The 23,081-nt window shown below is 27.8% G+C and carries 23 protein-coding genes and 1 tRNA gene; 14 read left to right on the top strand and 10 right to left on the bottom strand.

Translation table 11 applies throughout. The features are described 5' to 3' along the window. The first annotated feature begins 16 nt into the window (after positions 1-16). Genes flgK through csrA form a run of 4 tightly spaced genes read left to right on the top strand, consistent with a single transcriptional unit; the run spans position 17 to position 3,819 of the window. Positions 17-1,900: a flagellar hook-associated protein FlgK gene (gene flgK / locus K5Q05_RS00855; RefSeq protein WP_025443940.1), complete on the top strand. Its 1,884-nt coding sequence runs from the start codon at positions 17-19 to the stop codon at positions 1,898-1,900. A 3-nt stretch (positions 1,901-1,903) separates the two neighbouring features. Beyond that, positions 1,904-3,175: a flagellar hook-associated protein 3 gene (locus K5Q05_RS00860; protein WP_025443939.1), complete on the top strand. Its 1,272-nt coding sequence runs from the start codon at positions 1,904-1,906 to the stop codon at positions 3,173-3,175. Next, the gene (gene fliW, locus K5Q05_RS00865) at positions 3,176-3,568 is read left to right on the top strand and encodes a flagellar assembly protein FliW (protein WP_099497107.1); all 393 of its coding nucleotides are present in this window, start codon (positions 3,176-3,178) and stop codon (positions 3,566-3,568) included. A gap of 2 nt (positions 3,569-3,570) precedes the next feature. After that, positions 3,571-3,819 carry a carbon storage regulator CsrA gene (csrA, locus tag K5Q05_RS00870; RefSeq protein ID WP_020954573.1) on the top strand — a complete coding sequence of 83 codons (249 nt, stop codon included), beginning with the start codon at positions 3,571-3,573 and terminating at the stop codon, positions 3,817-3,819. Here csrA and tsaB read toward each other — a convergent pair. The 6 genes from tsaB to infC form a co-directional block, all read right to left on the bottom strand. Further along, positions 3,804-4,472 carry a tRNA (adenosine(37)-N6)-threonylcarbamoyltransferase complex dimerization subunit type 1 TsaB gene (gene tsaB / locus K5Q05_RS00875; RefSeq protein ID WP_025443938.1) on the bottom strand — a complete coding sequence of 223 codons (669 nt, stop codon included), beginning with the start codon at positions 4,470-4,472 and terminating at the stop codon, positions 3,804-3,806. The genes csrA and tsaB overlap by 16 nt on opposite strands. Then, positions 4,472-4,879 carry a tRNA (adenosine(37)-N6)-threonylcarbamoyltransferase complex ATPase subunit type 1 TsaE gene (gene tsaE, locus K5Q05_RS00880; RefSeq protein WP_025443937.1) on the bottom strand — a complete coding sequence of 136 codons (408 nt, stop codon included), beginning with the start codon at positions 4,877-4,879 and terminating at the stop codon, positions 4,472-4,474. Before tsaE ends, tsaB begins: the two co-directional genes overlap by 1 nt. Further along, positions 4,876-5,175: a hypothetical protein gene (locus tag K5Q05_RS00885; RefSeq protein WP_420043031.1), complete on the bottom strand. Its 300-nt coding sequence runs from the start codon at positions 5,173-5,175 to the stop codon at positions 4,876-4,878. Before K5Q05_RS00885 ends, tsaE begins: the two co-directional genes overlap by 4 nt. A gap of 165 nt (positions 5,176-5,340) precedes the next feature. Continuing rightward, positions 5,341-5,688, bottom strand: coding sequence for a 50S ribosomal protein L20 (gene rplT, locus K5Q05_RS00890; RefSeq protein ID WP_025443935.1), 348 nt, complete (start codon positions 5,686-5,688; stop codon positions 5,341-5,343). A 19-nt stretch (positions 5,689-5,707) separates the two neighbouring features. Further along, the gene (rpmI, locus tag K5Q05_RS00895) at positions 5,708-5,905 is read right to left on the bottom strand and encodes a 50S ribosomal protein L35 (RefSeq protein WP_025443934.1); all 198 of its coding nucleotides are present in this window, start codon (positions 5,903-5,905) and stop codon (positions 5,708-5,710) included. Between the two features lie 17 nt (positions 5,906-5,922). Then, positions 5,923-6,483 carry a translation initiation factor IF-3 gene (gene infC / locus K5Q05_RS00900; RefSeq protein WP_020954579.1) on the bottom strand — a complete coding sequence of 187 codons (561 nt, stop codon included), beginning with the start codon at positions 6,481-6,483 and terminating at the stop codon, positions 5,923-5,925. Between the two features lie 175 nt (positions 6,484-6,658). Between infC and K5Q05_RS00905 the strand changes: the two genes are divergently transcribed. Further along, complete coding sequence (locus K5Q05_RS00905; RefSeq protein ID WP_044003446.1) at positions 6,659-7,321, top strand: hypothetical protein; 663 nt, start codon at positions 6,659-6,661, stop codon at positions 7,319-7,321. After that, on the top strand, positions 7,321-8,067 hold the full coding sequence (locus K5Q05_RS00910) for a hypothetical protein (RefSeq protein WP_099497105.1): 747 nt from the start codon (positions 7,321-7,323) through the stop codon (positions 8,065-8,067). The genes K5Q05_RS00905 and K5Q05_RS00910 overlap by 1 nt, the downstream gene beginning before the upstream one ends. Positions 8,068-8,222: 155 nt before the next feature. Here K5Q05_RS00910 and K5Q05_RS00915 read toward each other — a convergent pair whose 3' ends face one another. Both K5Q05_RS00915 and K5Q05_RS00920 read right to left on the bottom strand, forming a co-directional pair. Then, entirely contained in the window at positions 8,223-9,023 is an 801-nt protein-coding gene (locus K5Q05_RS00915; protein WP_044003444.1) for a TatD family hydrolase, read from the bottom strand. Continuing rightward, on the bottom strand, positions 9,020-10,171 hold the full coding sequence (locus tag K5Q05_RS00920) for a tetratricopeptide repeat protein (RefSeq protein ID WP_025443931.1): 1,152 nt from the start codon (positions 10,169-10,171) through the stop codon (positions 9,020-9,022). Before K5Q05_RS00920 ends, K5Q05_RS00915 begins: the two co-directional genes overlap by 4 nt. Before the next feature lie 298 nt (positions 10,172-10,469). Here K5Q05_RS00920 and prfA point away from each other — a divergent pair, with 298 nt between their 5' ends. Genes prfA through K5Q05_RS00940 form a run of 4 tightly spaced genes read left to right on the top strand, consistent with a single transcriptional unit; the run spans position 10,470 to position 16,602 of the window. Further along, a complete protein-coding gene (gene prfA / locus K5Q05_RS00925) occupies positions 10,470-11,543 on the top strand; it encodes a peptide chain release factor 1 (protein WP_025443930.1) in 1,074 nt (357 codons plus the stop codon). 8 nt (positions 11,544-11,551) lie between these two features. Continuing rightward, positions 11,552-12,385 (top strand): peptide chain release factor N(5)-glutamine methyltransferase, encoded by an 834-nt coding sequence (prmC, locus tag K5Q05_RS00930; RefSeq protein ID WP_025443929.1) that lies wholly within the window; start codon positions 11,552-11,554, stop codon positions 12,383-12,385. After that, positions 12,369-14,372: a RelA/SpoT family protein gene (locus K5Q05_RS00935; protein ID WP_025443928.1), complete on the top strand. Its 2,004-nt coding sequence runs from the start codon at positions 12,369-12,371 to the stop codon at positions 14,370-14,372. Before prmC ends, K5Q05_RS00935 begins: the two co-directional genes overlap by 17 nt. After that, positions 14,362-16,602 carry a ligand-binding sensor domain-containing protein gene (locus tag K5Q05_RS00940; protein WP_025443927.1) on the top strand — a complete coding sequence of 747 codons (2,241 nt, stop codon included), beginning with the start codon at positions 14,362-14,364 and terminating at the stop codon, positions 16,600-16,602. The genes K5Q05_RS00935 and K5Q05_RS00940 overlap by 11 nt, the downstream gene beginning before the upstream one ends. A 2-nt stretch (positions 16,603-16,604) precedes the next feature. Here K5Q05_RS00940 and K5Q05_RS00945 read toward each other — a convergent pair whose 3' ends face one another. Further along, on the bottom strand, positions 16,605-17,693 hold the full coding sequence (locus K5Q05_RS00945; protein WP_044003442.1) for a D-alanine--D-alanine ligase: 1,089 nt from the start codon (positions 17,691-17,693) through the stop codon (positions 16,605-16,607). Positions 17,694-17,706: 13 nt separating this feature from the next. After that, positions 17,707-19,218 carry a UDP-N-acetylmuramoyl-L-alanyl-D-glutamate--2,6-diaminopimelate ligase gene (locus K5Q05_RS00950; protein WP_025443926.1) on the bottom strand — a complete coding sequence of 504 codons (1,512 nt, stop codon included), beginning with the start codon at positions 19,216-19,218 and terminating at the stop codon, positions 17,707-17,709. Between the two features lie 156 nt (positions 19,219-19,374). Between K5Q05_RS00950 and K5Q05_RS00955 the strand changes: the two genes are divergently transcribed. The 4 genes from K5Q05_RS00955 to hflC all read left to right on the top strand — a co-directional run bounded on the left by K5Q05_RS00955 (position 19,375) and on the right by hflC (position 22,831). Further along, positions 19,375-19,447 (top strand) — tRNA-Cys (locus tag K5Q05_RS00955). 90 nt (positions 19,448-19,537) lie between these two features. Then, positions 19,538-20,779 (top strand): hemolysin family protein, encoded by a 1,242-nt coding sequence (locus K5Q05_RS00960; RefSeq protein WP_025443925.1) that lies wholly within the window; start codon positions 19,538-19,540, stop codon positions 20,777-20,779. A gap of 147 nt (positions 20,780-20,926) precedes the next feature. After that, positions 20,927-21,859, top strand: coding sequence for an FtsH protease activity modulator HflK (gene hflK, locus K5Q05_RS00965; protein ID WP_025443924.1), 933 nt, complete (start codon positions 20,927-20,929; stop codon positions 21,857-21,859). Continuing rightward, positions 21,860-22,831 (top strand): protease modulator HflC, encoded by a 972-nt coding sequence (gene hflC, locus K5Q05_RS00970; protein WP_025443923.1) that lies wholly within the window; start codon positions 21,860-21,862, stop codon positions 22,829-22,831. The last annotated feature ends 250 nt before the right edge of the window (positions 22,832-23,081 follow it).

A 23,081-nucleotide genomic window follows, 5' to 3' on the forward strand; every position in this document is an offset into this window, starting at 1 on the left:
ACTTAAGGAGTTTAAAATGGATTCAACATTCTCAGGAATAGAAATTGGCAAGAAAAGCTTGCTTGCACACAAAGACGCTATGAATACAGTTGGACATAATCTAACTAATACGTCAAAACCTGGATATTCAAGACAAAGAGTTATAATGAAAACTGAAATACCAATTTACACTCCCCAATTAAACAGAGCAAGCAAAACCGGTCAACTGGGTCAAGGAATAATGATACAATCCATAGAACGAGTAAGAGACGATTTGCTTGACATAAGAATAGCTGAAGAATCTCAATATCTCGGCTACTGGAAAGCAAAAGACAAATTTATTTCTCTGCTTGAGAATATATACAATGAACCGGAAGAACAATCTATCAGAAAAAGATTAAACGATTTTTGGGATAGCTGGCAAGATCTATCAAGACAGCCTCAAGGATTGGCGGAAAGAAACATTATCTTAGAACGCGGAAAATCTTTTGCAGAAATAGTAAGAAACAGATTCCACTCTCTTGAACGAATATACATAATGGCAAACGATGAAATAAAAATTACGACTGAGGAAATAAATAACTACCTTAGAAATATCAGCGATCTTAACAGACAAATCGCAAAAGCAATTGCAATAAAAGATCAACCAAATGACTTAATGGATGAAAGAGACTTACTAGTTGATAAGCTAAGCAATTTAATTGGCATCTCAATAGAAAATAGACGAGATCCCAATGAATTTTTAATTCACGTAGACGGAAAACACCTTATCCAAGGTATACTTGCAAATGAACTTGTGTTGGAAGCAGTCAATGGGCCTACAAGAACCAAATGGAATGTTTTATGGAATAATGGAGAACCAGCCAATATTAATACTGGGAAATTAGGAGCTCTTATAAATGTAAGAAATAATGAAATTAAAAACGAAATTAATGAACTAAACAACATGGCAATTAACATCACAGAACTTATAAATGAAACCCATATGTTAGGATACGGTCTGGACAAAAAAAATGGAAGAATTTTTTTCGATCAAGAATATAAGTTAACTGACGAGCTTGGGCGATATGACAGCAATGGAGATGGTCAATTTGATTCTGTTCAAATATTCAAAATAAACAGTACAAATGAAATTTTTCCAGAAGAAAAGCTAGGATTTTCAGGAATACTAAGATTTCAAGAAATCAACAAAAACGATTTCATAGAAATACCCTATCTAACAACAGATACTGTTCAAGATATAATAAGTAAAATAAATCACTCCAAAGCACAAGTTACTGCAAGAATTAATTCAGAAGGAAAATTTGAAATCAAGGCAATCAAAGAAGAAGAAAAAGATATTGCTATATTTAGAATTAAACACATTGAAGATTCTGGATTATTTTTAACAACTTACACAGGCATTTTAAATACATCAGGTGCTCAAGGTGCTTATAATTACCAAGATGTTAATACCACTAACAAACTAACAAACACATCTAGCTACACAATATCCCCTTCAAAAAACCCAGCAGCATGGTTTAAAGTATTTAAAGAAATTGAAGAGGATCCATCAAAGATTGTATCAGGAATTAGAACCCCAACAAATAACATCCCCATTGGAAATAACAAAGCAGCATTAAGTATTGCCTCTTTTGCAAATTCACAAATTATGATTGGAAAGAATGAAACATTAAATGACTACTTTGCCAATACAGCCTCTAATATTGCAATAAAAGGACAAATAGCAGAAATTACAAAAAATAGTCAAGAACAAATACTTAAAAGTTTAACTGATTTAAGGCTATCAATATCTGGTGTAAATAAAGATGAAGAGTTAGCAAGCATGATAGAATTTCAACAATCATTTATTGCTGCAAGTAAATTCATTACTGTTTCAGCAGAATTAATAGATACAATAATAAATAAAATGGGAGTATAATACATGATAAACAGAGTAAGCCATCCTTTAACATATGATAATTTCAAAGCATCCTCAACAGATAAGGAAGCAAAAATAACAAAACTTGTGGAAAGTCTATACCAAGGTGGCAAAAAAATTACAAATCTCAGAGACGATCCAACAGGTATCAATCATGCAATAAGATTAGACAGTGAAATATTTAAGCTTAACACATATGCTAAAAACATCAATAGTACCAAAAGCAAATTAAGATATGTAGAAGGATATTTACAATCCCTAGCCAGTATTTTAACTCGTGCAAAAGAAATAACCGTCCAAGGAGCAAGCGGTACATATGAAGCCAATGATAAAAAAATCATAGCAAAAGAAATAAATGCGATACTTGAAGATGTCTTTGCAATAGCAAATGTAAAAGGAGCAGATGGATATAGCATATTTGCAGGAACCAAAATTAATGCTGAAGCATTCAAAGCGACTAGAGAAAACAGAATAAATAGAATAACTAGAGATAGAGCAGAAACTCAAATAATAAAAGTAGACTATAATGGGGACCAAGGAAAAAAAACAACTGAAATATACAAAAAGATTTACGACCCAACCAACTATCCTGGAAGCGAAGTATTCTTTTTGCAAAATCATCACATAATATCATCAAAAAATGTTAATGGATTTATTGTCAAAGAAAATACAAAAATCTATGTTGATAACATTGAAATAGCATTAACAGCAGGAGATACAGCTTCAGACATTATTTCCAAGATCAATGAATCATCTGCTTCTGTTGAAGCCACTCTTGATCCTATTTTAAACTCAATAGCTATAAAAACAACTACACCTCATCAAATATGGATAACAGAAGAAGGTTCAACAGTATTACAAGATCTAGGAATTCTTACGCAAAATAATGATAATAAAACCCCTCCTTATAATATTTCAAATAATGCTGAAGTTATAAATAGAACAATTTTTGATAGCTTGATTGAATTGAGAGACAATCTAGAGGAAAATAGAGAAGAACTTATTGGAAGTAGGAACTTAGCAGAAATTGATGAAAGTTTAAATAAAATTCTTACAACATTAGCCGATCTTGGAGCCAAAGAAAACAGACTTGATCTAAATTATGCAAGAATCAGTAAAGAAATAATAGATATGAAAGATGATATGGTTAAGTATACTGACCTTGATGTAACAAAAGCAATAACGGATCTTAACATGACAAGTCTAGCTTATCAGATATCTTTAGGAGTATCTGCAAGAATAATGCAAACAACTTTATTAGATTTTCTAAAATAAATGAAAAACGAAATTAGTATAAAATTCAATTTTCCTGAAGGAATATTGGGATTTGAAGAGATCAAAGAATTCATAATAAAAAATTCTGAACACAAGCCTTTCTCTATCATGCAATCAATAAGTGGAGAAATAAATTTTTTAGTAACATCTCCTTTTAATTTTTTAGAAAGATATTTGCCAAATATAGAGCAAAAAGATTGGTTAGACATTCAAGCAGAAAATGAAGATGAAAAAGTCATACTATGCATAATCAACATGCATGTAACAAATTACAAAGAAATAACGGCAAATTTAAAAGCTCCAATCATATTAAATAAAAAAAAACTAATCGGTAAACAAGCCATATCTACACATGAAGAGCATTATCTTAGATATAGAGTCTTTAAGGAATAAACATGCTAATATTATCAAGAAAAGTAAATGAAAGCATAAAGATAGACTCTAATATTGAAATTTCAATACTAGAAATAAAAAAAGACAACGTTAAAATAGCTATAAAGGCTCCTGAAAACATTAAAATACTCAGATCTGAAATTTATGATATCATTAAAGAAGAAAATAAAAAATCAATCCTAAAAGATAAGAATAATATAAAAAATCATATGAATAAAATTAAAAGCTTAATTGATTATTTTAGTAAATGAGAATTAATCTCTGCATCACTAAGTCTTACATAAAAAGGTCCTGATAAAATATCATCGCCTTGCCTGCCTCTTTCTAAGTACTTAAGCTTACCAAGCTCTGTCAAAACTGCACCAAAGGGTTCTAAATCGCTGAAAATCTCAAATTTATTTTTAAGTTTCTCACAAACAAATTCAATACCATTGCCAACAATAATAAACTTTGAATCAAGGTTATCTAAATATTCAAATAACTCTGATTCAGAGAAACAAAAAATTCCACCACATAATCTAAAATCTCGATAACATCCAAGGAAATATCTACCCGCTGTAAAGCTTAAAACCAATTTATCTGCTCTTGTATGAACTAACCTTGCAAAAACATCAAAAGTAGGTATATTAACAAAAGGAACTGAAAGTCCTAAAGAAAGCCCCTTAATAAAGCTTAAACTAATTCTCAAACCTGTAAAAGAACCAGGCCCAGAAGAATTAATAAGTAAATCAAGTTGATTAAGATCAATACTATTTTCTAACACAAAATCATTAAATAATTTTGGAACACTAATAGAATAATTAATCTCATCTTTATATTTAACTATAGATAAGACCTCATCATTAATTTCAAAATAAATCAACAAAGTTCTATATGAATATTCAATCGCAAGAGTATTCATCATTAAAATTCTAAAATCCTATTAGTATCTTCTATCTCAAACTTTAAAAGTATTAACCTGTCCTTTGGCAAAACATCAATAATAATCTCTGGCCATTCAATAGCTATTATAGACACTTTATCCAAGAGAATCTCCATTCCACCAACAAGTTCAAACTCATCCAAAATATTTAAACGATATAAATCAATATGATAAAACTTAAAATCTATAAACTTATAAACATTGACAATATTATAAGTTGGACTTGTAAAATAAGAAATGCCAAGCCTGAAAGCTAAACCTTTTAAAAAGGTCGTTTTTCCAGTCCCCATATTACCACAAAGACCTAATATTTTACCAATGGGCAAAGGATTAAAAAAAGACTTAGAAAAGTCTATCATTTCATCTTCTGTTTCAAAAGATAATCTCAAGGAAGCTCACCTTTTATATCAAGATCAATAACACGCTTCTTAATCGCAATCATCAAACTAAGAACAGGATAATCTAAAGAATCTAGAAACTCAACAGTGACATGCTTTTCACCCAAAGGAGTTGACTCTATTGTAAATTTTACTTGCTTAGACTCATTAGAATCCCTATATTCATACACAACCTTAGCAAAGTATACACTCCTATAATATATATGACTATTTTGCTTTTTAATATCATCAAGAGAAACAAATCTCACAATTAGTATTCCTTTAAATAAATCCCAAGAAGCCAACATAGAAATATTTTCATTTAGCGCTATTTTTAAAGATGGGATTTTCATTTTTAACTTTTAGTGCACTTTATACAAACTATCCGTTAAAACAATACTCAAATCCCCAAATTTAGTAAGACGTCGCAAAAAATAACTCTAATTTCTATAATTAAACTTCCCAGGAAATTCCTATTTTTTTATCTCATAAACAATTTTTTTAAAAGCTTCAATATCTTCAATCGCTAAATTAGACAAAATTTTTCTATTCAGCTTAATATTAGTCTTTTTCAAACTTTCAAGAAACCTCGAATAATTTATTCCCATACCTGTTAAAGCCGCAGAAATTCTTACAATCCATAAACTTCTAAAATCTCTCTTACGATTTTTTCTATCTCTTGTAGCATACATCATACCTTTACGAAGAGTATCTTTAGCCTTCTTATAATTACTTTTTTTAGTCCCCCAAAAGCCCTTTGTTTTCTTTAAAATCCTTTTTCGCCTTGCAACATGAACCATGCCACTCTTAACTCTAGCCATATATAATCTCCTTAAATGTTCAAGCATAAGGTAATAAGGTTTTGATTCGCTTAATTTCAGAAATCGAAACCAAACCTGATTTACCTAAATTCCTTCTTCTCTTTGCAGACTTTTTTGTCAAAATATGTCTCAAATTTTGCTTTTTATGTTTGACTTTACCTCTTGAAGTAAAAGCATACCTTTTTCTCGCACTTTTGCATGTCTTCATCTTTGGCATTCATATCTCCTTATTAATTACTTCTTAGACTTAGGTGCAATAATTAAAAACATTGTCTTGCCTTCCATCTTAGCTGGTGACTCTAAAACATAATTAGAATCACCCACCCTTTCAAGAATACCTTCTAAAATTCCATAGCCCAAATGAGTATGAGCAAGCTCACGTCCCCTAAATCTTATAGTAACTTTTACCTTATTACCTTCTTTGAGGAATCCTAAAATATTTCTATACTTAAAATCAAGATCATGAGTATCTATTTTTGGCTGCATCCTAACTTCTTTAAGTTTAATTATTTTCTGATTCCTCTTCTGTTCTTTTTGACGCTTTTCCTGATGAAACTTATATTTTCCATAATCAATTATTTTACAAACGGGAGGCAATGCATTTGGAGAAACCTCAACCAAATCAAGATCAACATCCCTAGCACGTCTAATAGCGTCCTCAATTGACAAAACAGATTGAGTCCCATCATCAAAAACCACTCTAACCTCATGAGCCTTAATTTTATGATTAATTCTTAACTCTTTATCTCCTGACCTTACTCTATCTCTATCTTTACCGAAATTCCTATTTATCATCTAAAAATACGCACTCCTCAAATAGCATTAATTAATAATTAATTTTAATACACCTTAATTAAAAAGTAAATTCGAACACATATCTATTAAGAACAATAATAAAAAGATCTTCTAAAATTCCAAAAAATAAAAATCAATTGATTAATGAGTAATTTAAAAGTAAAATTTAATTATTATGAATATATTTTTGCTAGTAAGCTTGCCTTTAGCCTTTAAAATATACATGCAAATAAAACATTCTCATCTAAAATTAATCAAACAGAGTTATATTCATGCAATATTAATACTATCTGCTATGACCATTTTTTCCTTATTATACCTAACAGAAGAATTCATATTATACAAAACCCTGCTAATAAACTACCAAACAAAATTTAGTCTAGCATCTTCAATATTTATTAAAGAGCAAATATATTATTATGTTCTCCCATTATTTATATTCACGTTTTTTTTTACATTCAATCCAAATTCACTGCTTAAAAAAAATCCAATATTTTTAACATATTTTGCATTTGGATTAATATTCTCTAAAAATTTAGAACTAATTATCACAAACAGTAAAGTTTTTGGTACATATGAGTACATTAAAATACCCCTTCTACATATACTAGAACTAATATCTACAGCAAGCATATGTACAAAAGGAATACATCTTAATATGACACAAAACATAAATGGGTATAAATTAATTTTCATTCCCATTTTAATCTTAGAAGCAATAATTACACTTTTAAAAGTATTAATTTTAACCAACGCACAAGCCTATGCTTTAACTATATTAATAATAATACTGGGAATCTCAATTTTGAATAAAAAATTTATTAGAACTACAAAATAATGCTACATACAATAAAAATTTTTATCATTACAATAACTTTATTTCTATTTTTTGATTGTAAAAACAATAAAATCGCAAATAAAGACTTTAGTTATGTCATCATTTTTTCAAATCCAACAGAATATTTCTTCAAAATTCAAAATGCTCCATTTATCCAAGAAGAAGTACTATTTATCAATGAAAAAGATATCGAAATTATTAAAGATAAACTAAAAAATATAAAAAAGATACTCCTTACACATAAACCAAGTAATACAATATTCAGTGACAATAAAATTAAAAAAAAAACTTTCTACCTCTCTGAAATCAAATTTTCATTAAAAAAAGCAATAGATTTTATATTCAACGACTCATCAACAGATTTAAAGACTTCATTAATAATGACAGATCACACATTAAACAAAGAAGATTCAGAGCACTTGAAAAAAAATGCAAAAGAGAAGAATATAAACATTATTGTGATAGATCACAAAAACATCCCGTACTTAAAAAATTTGATTACTCCCAAGATAACAAGAGTTATCCTATTTTCAATGAAGAATAATCATGTTTTTTTAAAAAAATTATCAGAATCAACTTTTTTTAAAAAAATAGACTTCATATTAATTGGAAGCAATAAAAAAGATTTAAAAAAAATTCATACAAAATATATAATTGGCATTAATGAATTGAATTTAATAGAAATAGTAAAAAAAATTACTAAAAACTTCCAATACGAATTTAATATTTATAAAAAAACAACATAAACATGATATTCAAAGCACATTACATTATATTGAAAATTAAAAATTACCTAAATAATTGGCTAATAATCTGTATATATTGACTAAAATGTTGGACCAAAATTTATAAATGAATATGAAAAATATGAAAAAGAAACATCAATTATTTAAGATAATAATTAACAAATTGAATCTTTAAATAAATCCTTAAAGTTATCAAATAACACAGAGACAACACTGTCCAAATTACAATTTTTAATTTTTGCAATTTCAAGACATATATACCCCAAAAAGATTGGAGCATTCATTTTTCCTCTTAAAGGAACTGGCGCCAAAAATGGACTATCTGTTTCAATTAAAATATCTTTAATACTTAACTTTTTTAAGACTGATCTTAAAGAATCTGAATTTGTAAAAGTTAAATTACCTGCAAAAGATATCTTAAATCCAAGATCAATAAATTTTTTAGCATGCTCATAAGTACCAGAATAACAATGCAATATTCCTCTATTCATAAAATTAAAAGATTTAATAATATTGTAAATATCATCATAAGCCTCTCTAACGTGCAAAATGACAGGCCTTTTATATTTCTTAGCCAAATCTAACTGAATACTTAAAACCTCAATTTGCTCACTTTTATTATCCGCTTTAAAATAATCAAGCCCAATTTCACCAATAGCAGCAACATCCTCCTCTGATAAAATCCTTTCAAGCAATTCAAAATCATCTCTGAAAGCCTTATTTAAAGGATGAATTCCAGCTGTCAGTGCAATATGAGAGTAGGTATCTAAAAGTTGTTTTCTCTCATAAAAATCACTAGGATGCAAGCCAACATCAATAAAATAAGAGAACCCATTTCTAAAACATTCATTAATAACATAATGAATATCTATAGAACCTTTCTTAAGTTCATTGAAATGAACATGAGTATCTATTAACTTCTTAAAAAAAACAGATCTTTCAAAATCAAGCTTCATACATCTAATTTCTTCCTAAGGTTATTAAGATTATTAATGTAGTCAATAATGGTAACATTCTTCATACCAAGTTGCAAGAAACTTGATAAAATATCTATAGCATTTTCAATTTGACCTAATGCCTCATAACACTCAGCAGCATTTATATATAATATTGAATTCTTAGGATTGGTTTTTATCAAATTTTTAATAGCAACCAATGCCTCTTCATACTTCCCCTGTTCTTTTTGAAGTAGTGCAAGACCAAGTATAGCAAACATATCAAAATCAACATCAAGAGCTTTCTTATAATAAAGCTGTGAATTCTCATAATCTTTCAAATATCGGTATGTATCTCCTATTCTTGTTAAAACCAAATTATTCTTTGAATCTTGCTCTATTATTGAAAGCCAATATTTTAAGGCTTCATGATACTCTTTATTTCCTCTATAACAATCAGCAAGTCCAAAAATAGCATAAAAATTATTAGGAGAAATTTCCAAAGCCTTTTTAAAAAAATAAATTCCTTTACTAAATTCCTTTAATTTCCTATAACAATTACCAATCGAAGTTAAAACACGAACATCAATTTTAACTTGATTTATTTCATACATTTTAAGCCAATACTTCAAGGCTTCCTTATATTCCTTAAAGTCATAATACAAATGTCCAATACCAACAAGAGCATAATCATTATCAGGCACAATTTCTAAGACTCTTAAGTATGATTGTCTAGATTTTTGAAAATTTTTTAATTTTCTATAAGAAGAAGCAATTCTCGTAAGAACCGTAATATTTTCAGGATCATATTTTAAATACTCTTCCCATATATCTGTAGCCCTTTTATAATCATCTAAACTCCTATAACAGTCTCCTAAACCAAAAAGTGCATAATTATTATTTGAATGTTTGGCAAGGCATCTTTGATAATAAATTATAGCATTACCAAAGTTTAGCTTCTTCCTTTCAATGTCCCCAAGTCCAACAAGAGCATAATTATTATCATCATCCTTCTCCAAGATATCATTAAACAATGCTTCTGCTTCAAGCAGTCTCTCTTCTTTTATCAGCTGATATCCCCTTTTGGACTTTTCAGTAACATCAAGAAGCTCATTATCAGAAATTTGTGAGATGTCCTCAAAATTATCTAAAAGTTTCTTGTCTAACATAAATACCCCTTTTTAACTGGTTTATTAAAGACATAACATTCACTTCATATATGCTATCTTAAAAAACATATAAGCTATATTTATATATAAACACATCAAGATATTAATCAAATCTTTAACATCCAATCTCAATAAACATATTATATAAAAAATTAAAAAAATATACTTAATTTTGTACACTTAAACTTATTTATTTAAATTGTATATAAGCCTATTTAGATAAAATTCATGGGCAATTATAACAAAAAAAAATCAAAAATAGGATAAAATATTACTACCTTACTAGGAGAAAATTAGGATGTTTTTAAAAAAATTAAGTCCCATGGAAGATAAAATAAAAGTACTTGAAGAAAAATTAAAAGATACAAATCTAATTAAAAATCAAAAAGAATATGCAAAAATAGTAAAAGAATATAATTATTTAGAAAAAATCAAAGAAAAAAAAGACGCATACAAGAAGATATTAAACCAAATCGATGAAAATCAAAAAATTCTGGTAGAAGAACAAAATTTAGAAATGAAAGAATTAGTAGAACAAGAATTGACTAATTTAAATCTTAAAAAAAATGAAATTGAACACACAATCAAAATATTACTATTACAACAAGATGAAAATGACAGTAAAAATATAATTATTGAAATTAGAGCTGGAACAGGAGGAGAAGAAGCTGCTCTTTTTGCAAATAATCTCTACGAGATGTACATCAAATATTCTGAGAAGAAAAAATGGAAAACAGATCTTATTAACTTTAACGAAACGGAACTTGGCGGACTTAAAGAAATAAGCTTTGAAATAAAGGGAAAAGATGTATTTAAAAAATTAAAATATGAAAGCGGAGTACATAGAGTTCAAAGGATTCCTATAACAGAATCTAACGGAAAACTTCAAACCTCAGCAGCAACCGTTGCTGTACTACCTGAAGTTGAAGACACCGATATTAAAATCAATGAAAAAGATTTAAGAATAGACGTCTACAGATCTTCTGGTGCTGGAGGCCAACATGTAAACACAACAGACTCTGCTGTCAGAATCACACATGTACCTACAGGCCTCGTGGTACAATGTCAAAATGAAAGAAGTCAGCATAAAAACAAAGATCAAGCTATGAAAGTATTAAGAGCAAGACTCTATGAATTTGAGGCACTCAAAAAACAAGAACAACGCTCAAATGACAGAAAGCAACAAGTAGGTTCAGGTGATAGGTCTGAAAGAATTAGAACATACAATTTCCCACAAAACAGAATAACAGATCACAGAGTAAATATTAGCCTTTATAAACTAGAAGAAATTATGCAGGGAGAACTTGATTCTTTTCTAGACACACTAGCTATAAAATTTCAAGAGCAAGCATTAAAAGATAACCCAATATAATTTTGCTAATGACAATAAATGAAGCTATAAAAAATGCAAAAAAATATAACTTAAATACTCTTGAAATTTTGTTACTACTTGAAAAAATCTTAAAAAATCGGAAAGAAATAATTCTTGCAAATATAAATAAGAAATTAACAAAACAAGAGGAAAATAAATTATTACATCAAATAAACAAAATAAAATCAGGAACTCTCATACATCATATACTTGGAACAAAAGAATTCATGGGAATCAAATTCTATATAAATAAACATGTACTAATTCCTAGGTCAGATACAGAATGCATAGTAGAAGAAGCCTTAATACAAATTCAAAAGAACAACTTAAGCAAGATTCTAGACTTATGTTGCGGAAGTGGATGCATTGGTTTAACAATTGCACATTATAGTAAGCTCAAAGTAACACTATCAGATATTTCTATCAAAGCATTGAAAGTAGCGTCAAAAAACAAACAAAAATTAAAATTAGAAAATTATATAGAAATACAACACTCAGATCTGTTAAAATGTATAGGTAAAGAGTTTGAGCTAATAATCACTAATCCTCCTTACTTAAATAAAGATGAACTCAAAACAAAGGAAAAATTAGCAAAAGAACCAAGGCTAGCTCTTTTGGGGTTTGGAAAAGATGGACTTGAAATTTCAAAGAAAATAATAAGACAAGCAAAATATAAGCTCGCCCAGAATGGACTCTTAATAATAGAAATGGCTCCATGGCAAACAAAATCTTTAAAAAAGTTTGCAATTCAAGAAGGTTTTAAATATTTAAAAACCATATATGACATTGAAAGCAGAGAGAGAGGACTGATCCTAAGAATAAATCATGATACAAGTTTATGAAATCGCATATTTACTTAAAATTAATGATATTGATAAACTAAAAAACATTTTTAGAAAAACTGTCAATAATAACTATCAAGATGAAATTCAAAAAAAATTAATATTTAAAGCTCTTGAAATATCAGAACAATTACACTACGGACAATATAGAGAAAGTAGAGATCCATATGTAATTCATCCAATAATGGTTGCATTATTTCTCACAAAATTTCAACTAGACTTTAAAACAACAATAGCTGGTCTATTGCACGATGTTCTTGAAGATACAAGCGTGGCTAAGGAAAAAATAATTGAAGAGTTTGATCAAGAAGTTTTAAGTTTAATTGATGGTGTAACAAAAATTCATGACTTACACAATAAAACAAGAGCAATTAAAGAAGCAAATAGCTTTTCAAAAATGTTTTTTGCAATGACTCATGATATTAGAATAATAATCATAAAGCTTGCTGATAAATTACATAATATGGCAACTCTTTCTCATTTACCTAAAAACAGAAGAGAAAGAATTGCAAAAGATTGCCTTGCCACTTACGTACCAATTGCAGAGCGACTTGGTATTTCATCTCTAAAAATATATCTTGAAGATTTATCATTAAAATATCTTTATCCAAAAGAATACAAAGAGATCAAAAATTTTCTAGCTGCAACAAAAATAGAGAGAGAAAAAAAATTATATAAGGGAAAATTAATAATAGAAAAAGAACTTAAAAAAATAGGAATTGATGTTGTAATTACAGTTCGTTCAAAACATTTTTACTCAATTTTTAGAAAAATGAAAACAAGAAATAATAACATTTCTCAAATTTTTGATACTCTAGGAATAAGAATAATTTGTAAACAACAAAAAGAATGCTATGAAATATTAGAAATTGTACATAAAGTTTGGAAACCAATACCTGGTAGATTAAAAGATTATATAGCAATCCCTAAAGAGAATAAATATCAATCTTTGCATACTACTGTTAGAATACCTGAAGATAACCAATTAATTGAAATACAAATTAGAACAGAAGAAATGGATAAAATTGCTAAATATGGTGTTGCAGCTCATTGGCTCTACAAAGAACAAGCTGAATTAAAAGCCGATGACATATCATTCATTAACCGAATCAAAAAATGGCAACAAGAATCAGCCAATAAAAACCAATATTCAATGCATGATATATATAAAGAACTCCTAAACACATTTATATATGTTTATACACCAGAAGGAGAAATAGTAGAACTTCCATTTGGCTCAAACTCAATCGACTTTGCATACACAATACACACAGACATTGGAGATCAAGCTCTTTATGCAAAAATTAATGGAAAAATTAGCTCACTAACCAAACCATTAAAAAACGAACAAATCGTTGAAATATTCACCTCTTCAGAGGCAAAACCTGATGTAATTTGGCTTAATAGCGTTAGAACAAAAAAAGCACGTTCAAAAATTAGATCTTGGCTTAATAAAAATGATAATACAATATTTGTAGACAATAACATAATTGCATATCTCATTGGAGAAAATAAGGAACAAAAAAGACTCTTTAGTCTGTTCAAATCTTTAACAAAATCCAAATTAAAAAGTACTACAATAGCTTCTGATTGCAACCCATCAACAGGGGAAGACATTACTGGAATAATACAAAAAGACACAATCGTAGTTCACAAAGAAAATTGTAAAGAAATTCAAAATCAGAAAAAAAATCATCTTGTTGAAGTAGAATGGGAAGCAACCCCAACAAGAAAAGTGTACCATATCATAATATTCTTAAAAAATTTAAAAGGTCTTTTTAATTATCTAGATAATATTTTTACAACCTTTGAAGTAAGACTCATTAGCGAGAAAATAGAAGACTGTGGAAATGGACATGGAATAATTAATATAATTATCTCATCAAATGCCAAAAAAGTATCAATGATCTTCGCTTTACTTAAAGCAAACCCCAATGTACTCCAAATAATGCAAGTAGAAGAAGATATTAAAAATTATGATAATTAGGATATTCTTAATATTAATACATACATTCATTTCACATAAAATAATCAAAGCAGAAGATACAAAACAATGTAACGATCAAATAAGGCAACATATCACAAAAATCAACACACTAAATAAAACCCCAGAAAAAATACAACGAATAAAAAATATTTATGATTACATAAAAAAATACTTTCTCAAAAATAAGATTCAATACAAAGAACACTCACTACAAGAAATTGGATTTATTGGATACTCACAAAAAACAATTCACGTAAAAATAAAAGGAACAGAAAAAAATACTTATAATATCATTGTACCAGTCGAGATAGAATATGATTTAAAAAATGATCTAGCAATTTCAATTGTAATCACGCTACTAAATAATTTGAAGAACAAAGAAATTAAAAACAACATAAATATTTATTTTATAGAAGACGATTCACACAAACAAATAACAACAATAAGCAGTAGATTATTATTAAATAATAATTTAATTGAAAAGAATACAAATACAATATACCTAATGTTAAATGCAGAAAAAGAAAATAATCCAATACAATTTAAAAATCAATCAAACATAATAAACTCAAAAACAAGTCTAAGCTTTTTGGAAATACTAATAAAAACATTTGATAGCAATAAAGTAAATTTTAAGATATCAAAAATAAATGATAAAAATACCAACGAAATATACAACCTATATTTAAAAGAAGAAATTCCAATTTTAATAATAAACAATAATAGGGAGCAATCACTCTTAAAATATCTAAAGAATAACAATCTTTGTGACATTTATAAATCAATTGAAGACACAATCAAAGCTAAAAAAAACATTCTAAAAGAAAATGCTCTGCACTATATCATCATAAATATTCCATTTAAAAAGTGCATAATAAATGAAAACACTCTTATAATAATAATATATGCTATTTATAATTTAATTATCTTAATGTTCATTAAAAGATTTAAAAAAACTAGTATTATCCTTAGAAAGACCAAAGAAAACTACCACAAAATAATAAAACTATTTTTTATCTTATTCTTAAGCACATATATTTCCACTTTAATCACAACTAAAATGCTGACTGTCTATGAAAATTTCATAGACTATAACTTTATAAATCCAATATATCTAGTAAATTTCTTTCTCACATTATTCATCTTTAATCTTATATCTTACCTCACATATAATTTTAAAATACACTTAACACTTAAAGAACTCAAACATTTAGCAATAGTAATCTCTATTATTGAGCTTATTATGTTATTATACATCAAAATAGAATTTATTTTAATCATAATTTTAAAAAATATACTAATACTAGTTATTCCTAACAAAATAAAAATTTTAAAAAATATAGTAATAATGCTTATTTGGATAACAAATTTTATGATAATAACATCAATACAAACAACCTCAATGATATCAAAACCGATTGCACTAAGCTATTTCATAGCAATATCACTCTTCTCAGTAATACTTACCAATATTGCTGAACACCTAAAACACAAAACCACAGCAATGAAGCAAGAATTTAAAAAATCTGAGAAAATTGAATCCATCATTTTTCTCTTAATAATTGCCGTTACTATAATATCATACAATATAGACAAAATTTCAACAATAAAAGTAGATCAAATAATAAGTTTTCCAGAAAAAATTAACAAAATTAGTATAGAATACTTACAAGAAAATAGAAATACAATTCAAATATCAACAAAAGATTTCCATATAAATTTAAACAAAAATAAAAAGCATGCAGAAAAAGAAATCAAAATACAAGAAGATTTAATAGATTTATCTTTTAAAAAAACAGATGCAGCTGAGAGAACTATCTATGAAATTAAGATTGCCACAAATAAGATTGCCAAACAAATTAATTTATTTCTAAAAAATGCATCTGAACTCATAATATATCAAAGCAATACACCCTATAAAATAGCATCTAACAAGATCATATTCACAATAAATAATATTAAATCAAATGCAATAAACATAACTTTTACTATTAAATCTCAAGAAGAAATTCAATATGAGGCATTTGCTCACTTTGATATTAATGAACATTACCTAAAAATATATGATAAAGAAAGCAAAAAAGAAGTCAAAAATATCAACATAGATTATTCATATGCAATAAAGTATTCCGGAACACTTCCAAAGTCTGCAAAATACGATCAAGATAAATTTTTTAAGCTTCAAAATGACAAAGAAATTAAAAATTTAAAAAATTTACAACTAAATTAGCTTTATAACGGCCTAAAATCAATGTTATTCTTTTTCTTTTCATAACTCTGAAAAGCTAAAGTTATCAATTTATCAAGCAAAGATTCATAATCAAGACCATCATGTTCACACATCTTAGAAAACATTGAAATATCTGTAAATCCTGGAATTGTATTTATCTCATTAATATAAATTAAATCAGTATCTTTTTCAATTAAAAAATCAATTCTTGCCATACCCCTAAGCTCTAAACATCTATAAGTCAGATATGCATACTCCTTAATGTCTAACAAATGCTTAGTATCAAGATGAGCAGGAATATCAAATATAATAGAATTTCCAGGGATAGTAGAATATTTAGCATCATAATCATAAAATAAAAAATCTTGTATGACGATTTCACCAGGACTAAATATTCTAATCTGATCATTTCCAATAACAGAACATTCAATTTCTCTTACCTGCATAAACTTCTCTGCTATAATTGTTAAATCATACTTAAAAGCTTCCTCAATGCATTTTTCAATCTGAGTATCATCATATGCAATACTTATCCCAATTGAAGACCCCAACATAGCTGGTTTTACAATTACAGGATATCCCAAATTTTGACTTATATCTTTTTTTATCCCATCTTTATCTAAAAGATAATCATATTCTCTAAATCCAACAAAAGGAATTAAGGGAAGATTAAAACTTTTAAGTAAAAGCTTACAGAAATACTTATTACTAGCAATAGCACTGCCTAAAATACCAGAACCAACACAAGGAATATCCATCATTTTTAAAAGTCCCTGAATAGACCCATCCTCACCTGTTCTCCCATGCACAATAGGAAACACAACATCAATTTTAAGATCCCTATTATTAACAAATATTCCACAACCAGGAATTAAACTAATAATGGCAGAACTATCTCTTTTAATTAATGCAGGATCATCAGGAATAGAATCCAGTAAATACCAAACCCCAGAATATTTGTCAATAAAACTTGAAAATACATTATACTTATCAATCTTCACAAGAGCTGAATAAATCCCATAAGCAGATCTAAGAGAAACTTCATGCTCAAAAGAAACTCCTCCAAATATTAACATAAGATTTTTTCTCATAGTATCAAATCCTTTAATTCATATTTAAAATAATATCCTTAATAACAGCTTCTTCATCCCAAAAAATACTTTTATCTTTATATATTATTGAACGTTCATGCCCCTTACCAAGAGTAACCACCAAATCACCCGTACATGCAATACTTATTGCCTTTTCAATTGCGCTTCTCCGATCAGGAATGAAAAATAAATTTTTATTTAAAGTCTTTTCTGAAATTCCTTCCGCAATGTTTTTAATTACTTGCATACTATCTTCACCTCTTGGGTCCTCATCACAAAGTATTATGATGTCTGAATATCTATTGGCAATTTCTCCCTGTAATCTTCTCTTGATAACATCTCGCTCTCCGGCAGAACCAAAAACAGAAATCAATCTATTCTTTGATAATCTTTTAAAAATAGGAAAAATCTTAAAAAAAGCCCCGGGTGTATGTGCATAATCAATAATTAAAGAAAAATCCTGTCCAAAATCAACACCCTGCATTCGTCCACAAAGACCCTCAATATTAATAAGCTTATCAGTAAGATCTGCAATATCAACACACATAATTTGATTAACAACAATTAAAGCCGCCATAACATTTTCGACATTAAAGCTACCAATCAAATTAATTCTAGCATCATATTTAATGTTTTTATGATAAAATTCAAACTCAGTAAAATTTATTTGTTCATTAATCCTACTTACAAAAAAATCAGCTCTTTGATTCCTTAAACTATATGTATAAGCTCTATTAATAGAATTTAAAAAGAGAGAAAAATTATCATCATCCATATTGATAATACCAAAACCACCATTATCATTTGCAGAAGAAAAAAGGCTAAGTTTAGCATTCAAATAATGATTAATAGTCCCATGAAATTCAAGATGCTCATGGGTAACATTAGTTAAAACAGCAACAGAATATGCAATATCAATAAGTCTTGATGTCCTAAAATCAAGCCCATGCGAAGTAGATTCAATAATAGCATATTCAATATTATTCTCTACCATTTTACTAAGAACTAAATGAATTTCTGTTGACTCTGGAGTTGACTGTCTATAAGGATTTTTAACCAAAGTCCCGCTTCCATCTTCAAAAAATACCGTTGAAATAAACCCAACCTTAACACCCATAGCCTTTAGTAAAGTATAGATGTAAAAACAAACAGAACTCTTACCATCGGTTCCTGTAACACCAATAATCTTAAGCTTCTTTGAAGGCTCATTATAAAAAATATGAGAAAAATTTGACATAAATCTCCTCATATTCCAAGAATCAACTCTAATGTATGTTACATTGGAATAATAGAAATCAACATCAGTAGTATGAACGATAACATTGCTGCCCCGTTGAATTGCTTCACCAATAAACTCTTGACCATCAAAATGAAGTCCTGGAAGAGCAAAAAACACAAAATTAGATAAAACATTCCTTGAATCATATGTAAGTCCCAATATTTCCACATTGCAAGACCCTCGAATCCCCTTTACTAGATCCTTATCTAACCTAGATAAAATATTATTAAGAGTTTTTTTATTCATATTCATAAATATTACAAAAATAAAATTTATTTTTATAGAAAAATACAAAAAATAGAATATTCAAAAAACATAAAATCCAATCATCAAATCACAAAAGATCAATAGATATTGTTTACAATTTAAATATTTTTTAATAAACTAAGTAATATTTAATGCGGCGTCGTACCCAAGTGGCTAAGGGAAAAGTCTGCAAAACTTTGATTCGCCGGTTCGAATCCGGTCGACGCCTTATAATCTTTAAGTTAAAATCAAGACAAATATTTTATAAAGATAAACAAAATTAAAGAAAATACCTTAAAGATAAACTAAAATAATAACTATGTTAGAATTAATAATTATATTAACATCCATAATTCTCTCAGCAATTTTCTCAGCATCAGAAACAGCTTACACGTCATTAAGTTTGATTCAACTTCAAGATATAAAGAAAAAAGGTAGACTAGGAACAATTGTATATCACTTAGCTCAAAATCCATCAAAACTTGTAACAACAATTCTAATCGGAAATAATATTGCAAATATAACAGCAAGTGCCCTTACAACAAAATTTGTTCTCGACAAATATGGACACAATGCACTTGCTTTATCGACTGGAATCATAACAATAATAGTTCTTATATGCTCAGAAATATTTCCTAAACAAATTGCTATTCTAAATAATGAGAGTATAGTTTTATCAACTTCAATTTTACTCAAGATATTAACAATTATATTAACACCAATAATATACGCAATTAATGGAATAGTTAAAGGTTTACTAAGCCTATGCAAAATAAAAGCAAGTCAAAAAATGACTAAAGATAGCATAAAAAACATGTTATCTTTAGCAGAAAAACTAGGAATTTTAGAAAATGATGACAGAATATTCATGCAGAAAATGCTAAACATAGGAGAAGTCAGAGCATCTGAAATTATGACACATCGTACAAAAGTATTCTTACTATCAAGCACATCAAAATTAAAAGATAAAATTAAATTAATTAAAAAAGAAGGATATTCCAGAATTCCTGTATATAAAGGTCAAAATAGAGAACAAATAATAGGAATTTTAATAACTAAAGACTTAATTGAAATCAGTAAAAAAAAACTTGAAAAAAGTATCATTAAATTTGTCAAACCTGCTGTTTTTGTACAACAAAACAAAAGAATAAAAGATATACTAGATGTAATGCGACAAAAACAAAAAATAATGGCCATTGTTATCGATGAATATGGAGGCTTTTCAGGAATACTTACAATAGAAGATATAGTAGAAAAAATCTTTGGAGAAATATTTGATGAATATGATTTCGAAGAAGAAAAACAACTCATTACTAAAAAAGATGAACATATTTATCTAATATCTGGCGAGACTACATTTGATGAAATTGAAGAAACAGTTGGAATAAAAATTCAACACAAAGACTACATAAACACAATTGGAGGCTATATCATGGATTTACTTGATAAAATACCCACAAAAGGAGAGCAAGTTAATACAGAACATGGAGAATATTTAATAGAAGAAATCCAGAATCATAAAATAAAAAAAATAACATTCAAAAAACTTGAAAAGGAATGAAAATGAACAAAAATATTTGGAAAATACTTTTTCATTATTTAAAATCCAACTTAAACCCAAAGCTCAATCTGATAGCAATATCAAAATATAAAGGATTTAATCAAAAAATCCACAATTCTTTAGGAATGAATAACAAAAGGAGGAAAAATGCTAAACAATATCACAAAATTTCTTAATAAAACATATGATTATATGATCACACTAATTGTACTAGTAATAATATTAATAATAGCCATTTCAAATATTTTTATAGTTGGACCATCTGAGGAAGCAATTGTTCTTCGTCTTGGTAAGTTAAATAGAACACTTGAATCAGGCATATATATAAAAATTCCATTAATTGAAGACAAGGTTATTGTACCAGTAAAGATAGTACAAGAAGTTAAATTTGGCTTTAATACAAACAATAAAACAGCAACTTATTCAGGCGAGGATGAAGGAATAATTATTACCGGTGATTTAAATATAATCAATGTTGAATGGTTAGTACAATATAAAATTAGTGACCCATATTCTTTCATGTTTAAGGTAGAACACCCAGAAGAAACCATAAAAGACATTGCAAAATCATCAATGAATAAATTAATTGGTGACAATACTATTTTTGAGATAATTAATGACAACAGAGTTGGTGTCACAGAAGGGGTAAAAATTTCTATGAATGAAATTATAAAGAAATATAACTTAGGAATTGATATTGTTCAAGTACAAATCAGAAATGCTATGCCCCCCAAAGGAAAAGTTTACGAAGCGTTTGAAGATGTTAACATTGCAATCCAAGACAAAAATAAATTCATTAATGAGGGAAAGAAAAAATTTAATCAAGTTATCCCAAAAATTAGAGGGGAAGCACTTAAACTGATAGAAGAAGCTCAAGGATACAAAGTAAACAGAATAAATAATGCATTAGCTGAAACTGCTATCTTTAATGCGATCCTTAGCTCGTACACCAAAGCGCCAGAAATTACAATAGAGAGAATCTATAACGAAGCAATGAGGGAAATTCTAGAAAATAAAGATAATATTGAAATAATTGACAAAAATTTAAACAATTTCCTGCCATTTAAGGAGGTCAAATAAATGAAGCACATATTAAAATTCTTATTCTCCATTACCAAAATTTTAGCTTCTGTATTAATATTGGTATTAACACTATTAGCCATCGTACAACCAATCTATATATTAAAAGAAAATGAAATTTCAATTACTACAAGGCTTGGAAGAATTGAAAGAACTGAAAATACAGCAGGACTTAAATATAAAATCCCATTCATTGAAAATGTACAAATATTCCCCAGAAATATACTTAGATGGGATGGAGAACCTCAAAGAATCCCAACAGGAGGGGAAGAAAAGCAATTAATTTGGATAGACGCAACTGCTAGATGGAGAATTTCAGATATTAATCAATTCTATACCGCAATTAAAACAATGGACAGAGCTTATACAAGAATCAACGCTGCTATTGAGCCTGCCGTTAGAGGTGTTATCGCTAAATATCCTTTACTTGAAATCATAAGAAGCTCAAATAATCCAATCCAACGTCTATCTGATGGAGTTTTAATACCAGAAGAAATTAAAAATAACACAACATACAAAATCACAAAGGGTCGAAAAGTAATTGAAAATGAAATAATTAAAGTTTCTAATAACAATACAAAAGACATTGGAATTGAAATTGTAGATGTACTTATCAGAAAAATTGGTTATGATCTAAGTTTAATTGACTCTGTACATAACAGAATGATTTCAGAAAGGCAACAAATTGCAGAAGAGCAAAGAAGTATGGGAATCGCTGAGCAAACAAAAATCCTTGGTAGCATTGAAAAAGAAAAGTTAAAATTATTAAGCGAAGCAAGAGCTGAAGCAGCTAAAACTAAAGCTGAAGGAGACCTTACGGCTGCAAAAATTTACGAAAATGCTTATGAAAAAAATGTTGAATTTTACAAATTTTGGCAAGCACTAGAAAGTTATAAAATTACACTTAAAGATAAACGAAAAATATTTTCAACAGATATGGATTTTTTCAAATATTTACATACTAAAAAATAAATCATACAAAATGGGTAAATACTTATTTTTTAGTATGAAGCCCATTTTCGCAAAAAATTTCAAAGATAATGATACTATGATACAAATAAGTAATCATTTCAGTAAAAAAATTTCAAAAGTTAAGACAATAATTATTGCCTTAATAAACAGAAAATAAATACTAATATATCCCTAAACTTAAAAGAAACAGACGAAAAATAAAGCTGATTAAATTTAATAACAAATAAAATTATTTACACAAAAAATTAAA

It is taken from the genome of Borrelia miyamotoi, from assembly GCF_019668505.1.
Taxonomy (GTDB): Bacteria; Spirochaetota; Spirochaetia; order Borreliales; family Borreliaceae; genus Borrelia; species Borrelia miyamotoi.

What these genes read in the sequence shown, in the direction of transcription:
- flgK (WP_025443940.1), top strand. Translation starts at nt 17, where the DNA reads ATGGATTCAACATTCTCAGGAATAGAAATTGGCAAGAAAAGCTTGCTT.
- K5Q05_RS00860 (WP_025443939.1), top strand. Translation starts at nt 1,904, where the DNA reads ATGATAAACAGAGTAAGCCATCCTTTAACATATGATAATTTCAAAGCA.
- fliW (WP_099497107.1), top strand. Translation starts at nt 3,176, where the DNA reads ATGAAAAACGAAATTAGTATAAAATTCAATTTTCCTGAAGGAATATTG.
- csrA (WP_020954573.1), top strand. Translation starts at nt 3,571, where the DNA reads ATGCTAATATTATCAAGAAAAGTAAATGAAAGCATAAAGATAGACTCT.
- tsaB (WP_025443938.1), bottom strand. Translation starts at nt 4,472, where the DNA reads ATGATGAATACTCTTGCGATTGAATATTCATATAGAACTTTGTTGATT.
- K5Q05_RS00885 (WP_420043031.1), bottom strand. Translation starts at nt 5,175, where the DNA reads ATGTTGGCTTCTTGGGATTTATTTAAAGGAATACTAATTGTGAGATTT.
- rplT (WP_025443935.1), bottom strand. Translation starts at nt 5,688, where the DNA reads ATGGCTAGAGTTAAGAGTGGCATGGTTCATGTTGCAAGGCGAAAAAGG.
- rpmI (WP_025443934.1), bottom strand. Translation starts at nt 5,905, where the DNA reads ATGCCAAAGATGAAGACATGCAAAAGTGCGAGAAAAAGGTATGCTTTT.
- infC (WP_020954579.1), bottom strand. Translation starts at nt 6,483, where the DNA reads ATGATAAATAGGAATTTCGGTAAAGATAGAGATAGAGTAAGGTCAGGA.
- K5Q05_RS00905 (WP_044003446.1), top strand. Translation starts at nt 6,659, where the DNA reads ATGAATATATTTTTGCTAGTAAGCTTGCCTTTAGCCTTTAAAATATAC.
- K5Q05_RS00910 (WP_099497105.1), top strand. Translation starts at nt 7,321, where the DNA reads ATGCTACATACAATAAAAATTTTTATCATTACAATAACTTTATTTCTA.
- K5Q05_RS00915 (WP_044003444.1), bottom strand. Translation starts at nt 9,023, where the DNA reads ATGAAGCTTGATTTTGAAAGATCTGTTTTTTTTAAGAAGTTAATAGAT.
- K5Q05_RS00920 (WP_025443931.1), bottom strand. Translation starts at nt 10,171, where the DNA reads ATGTTAGACAAGAAACTTTTAGATAATTTTGAGGACATCTCACAAATT.
- prfA (WP_025443930.1), top strand. Translation starts at nt 10,470, where the DNA reads ATGTTTTTAAAAAAATTAAGTCCCATGGAAGATAAAATAAAAGTACTT.
- prmC (WP_025443929.1), top strand. Translation starts at nt 11,552, where the DNA reads ATGACAATAAATGAAGCTATAAAAAATGCAAAAAAATATAACTTAAAT.
- K5Q05_RS00935 (WP_025443928.1), top strand. Translation starts at nt 12,369, where the DNA reads ATGATACAAGTTTATGAAATCGCATATTTACTTAAAATTAATGATATT.
- K5Q05_RS00940 (WP_025443927.1), top strand. Translation starts at nt 14,362, where the DNA reads ATGATAATTAGGATATTCTTAATATTAATACATACATTCATTTCACAT.
- K5Q05_RS00945 (WP_044003442.1), bottom strand. Translation starts at nt 17,693, where the DNA reads ATGAGAAAAAATCTTATGTTAATATTTGGAGGAGTTTCTTTTGAGCAT.
- K5Q05_RS00950 (WP_025443926.1), bottom strand. Translation starts at nt 19,218, where the DNA reads ATGAATAAAAAAACTCTTAATAATATTTTATCTAGGTTAGATAAGGAT.
- K5Q05_RS00960 (WP_025443925.1), top strand. Translation starts at nt 19,538, where the DNA reads ATGTTAGAATTAATAATTATATTAACATCCATAATTCTCTCAGCAATT.
- hflK (WP_025443924.1), top strand. Translation starts at nt 20,927, where the DNA reads ATGCTAAACAATATCACAAAATTTCTTAATAAAACATATGATTATATG.
- hflC (WP_025443923.1), top strand. Translation starts at nt 21,860, where the DNA reads ATGAAGCACATATTAAAATTCTTATTCTCCATTACCAAAATTTTAGCT.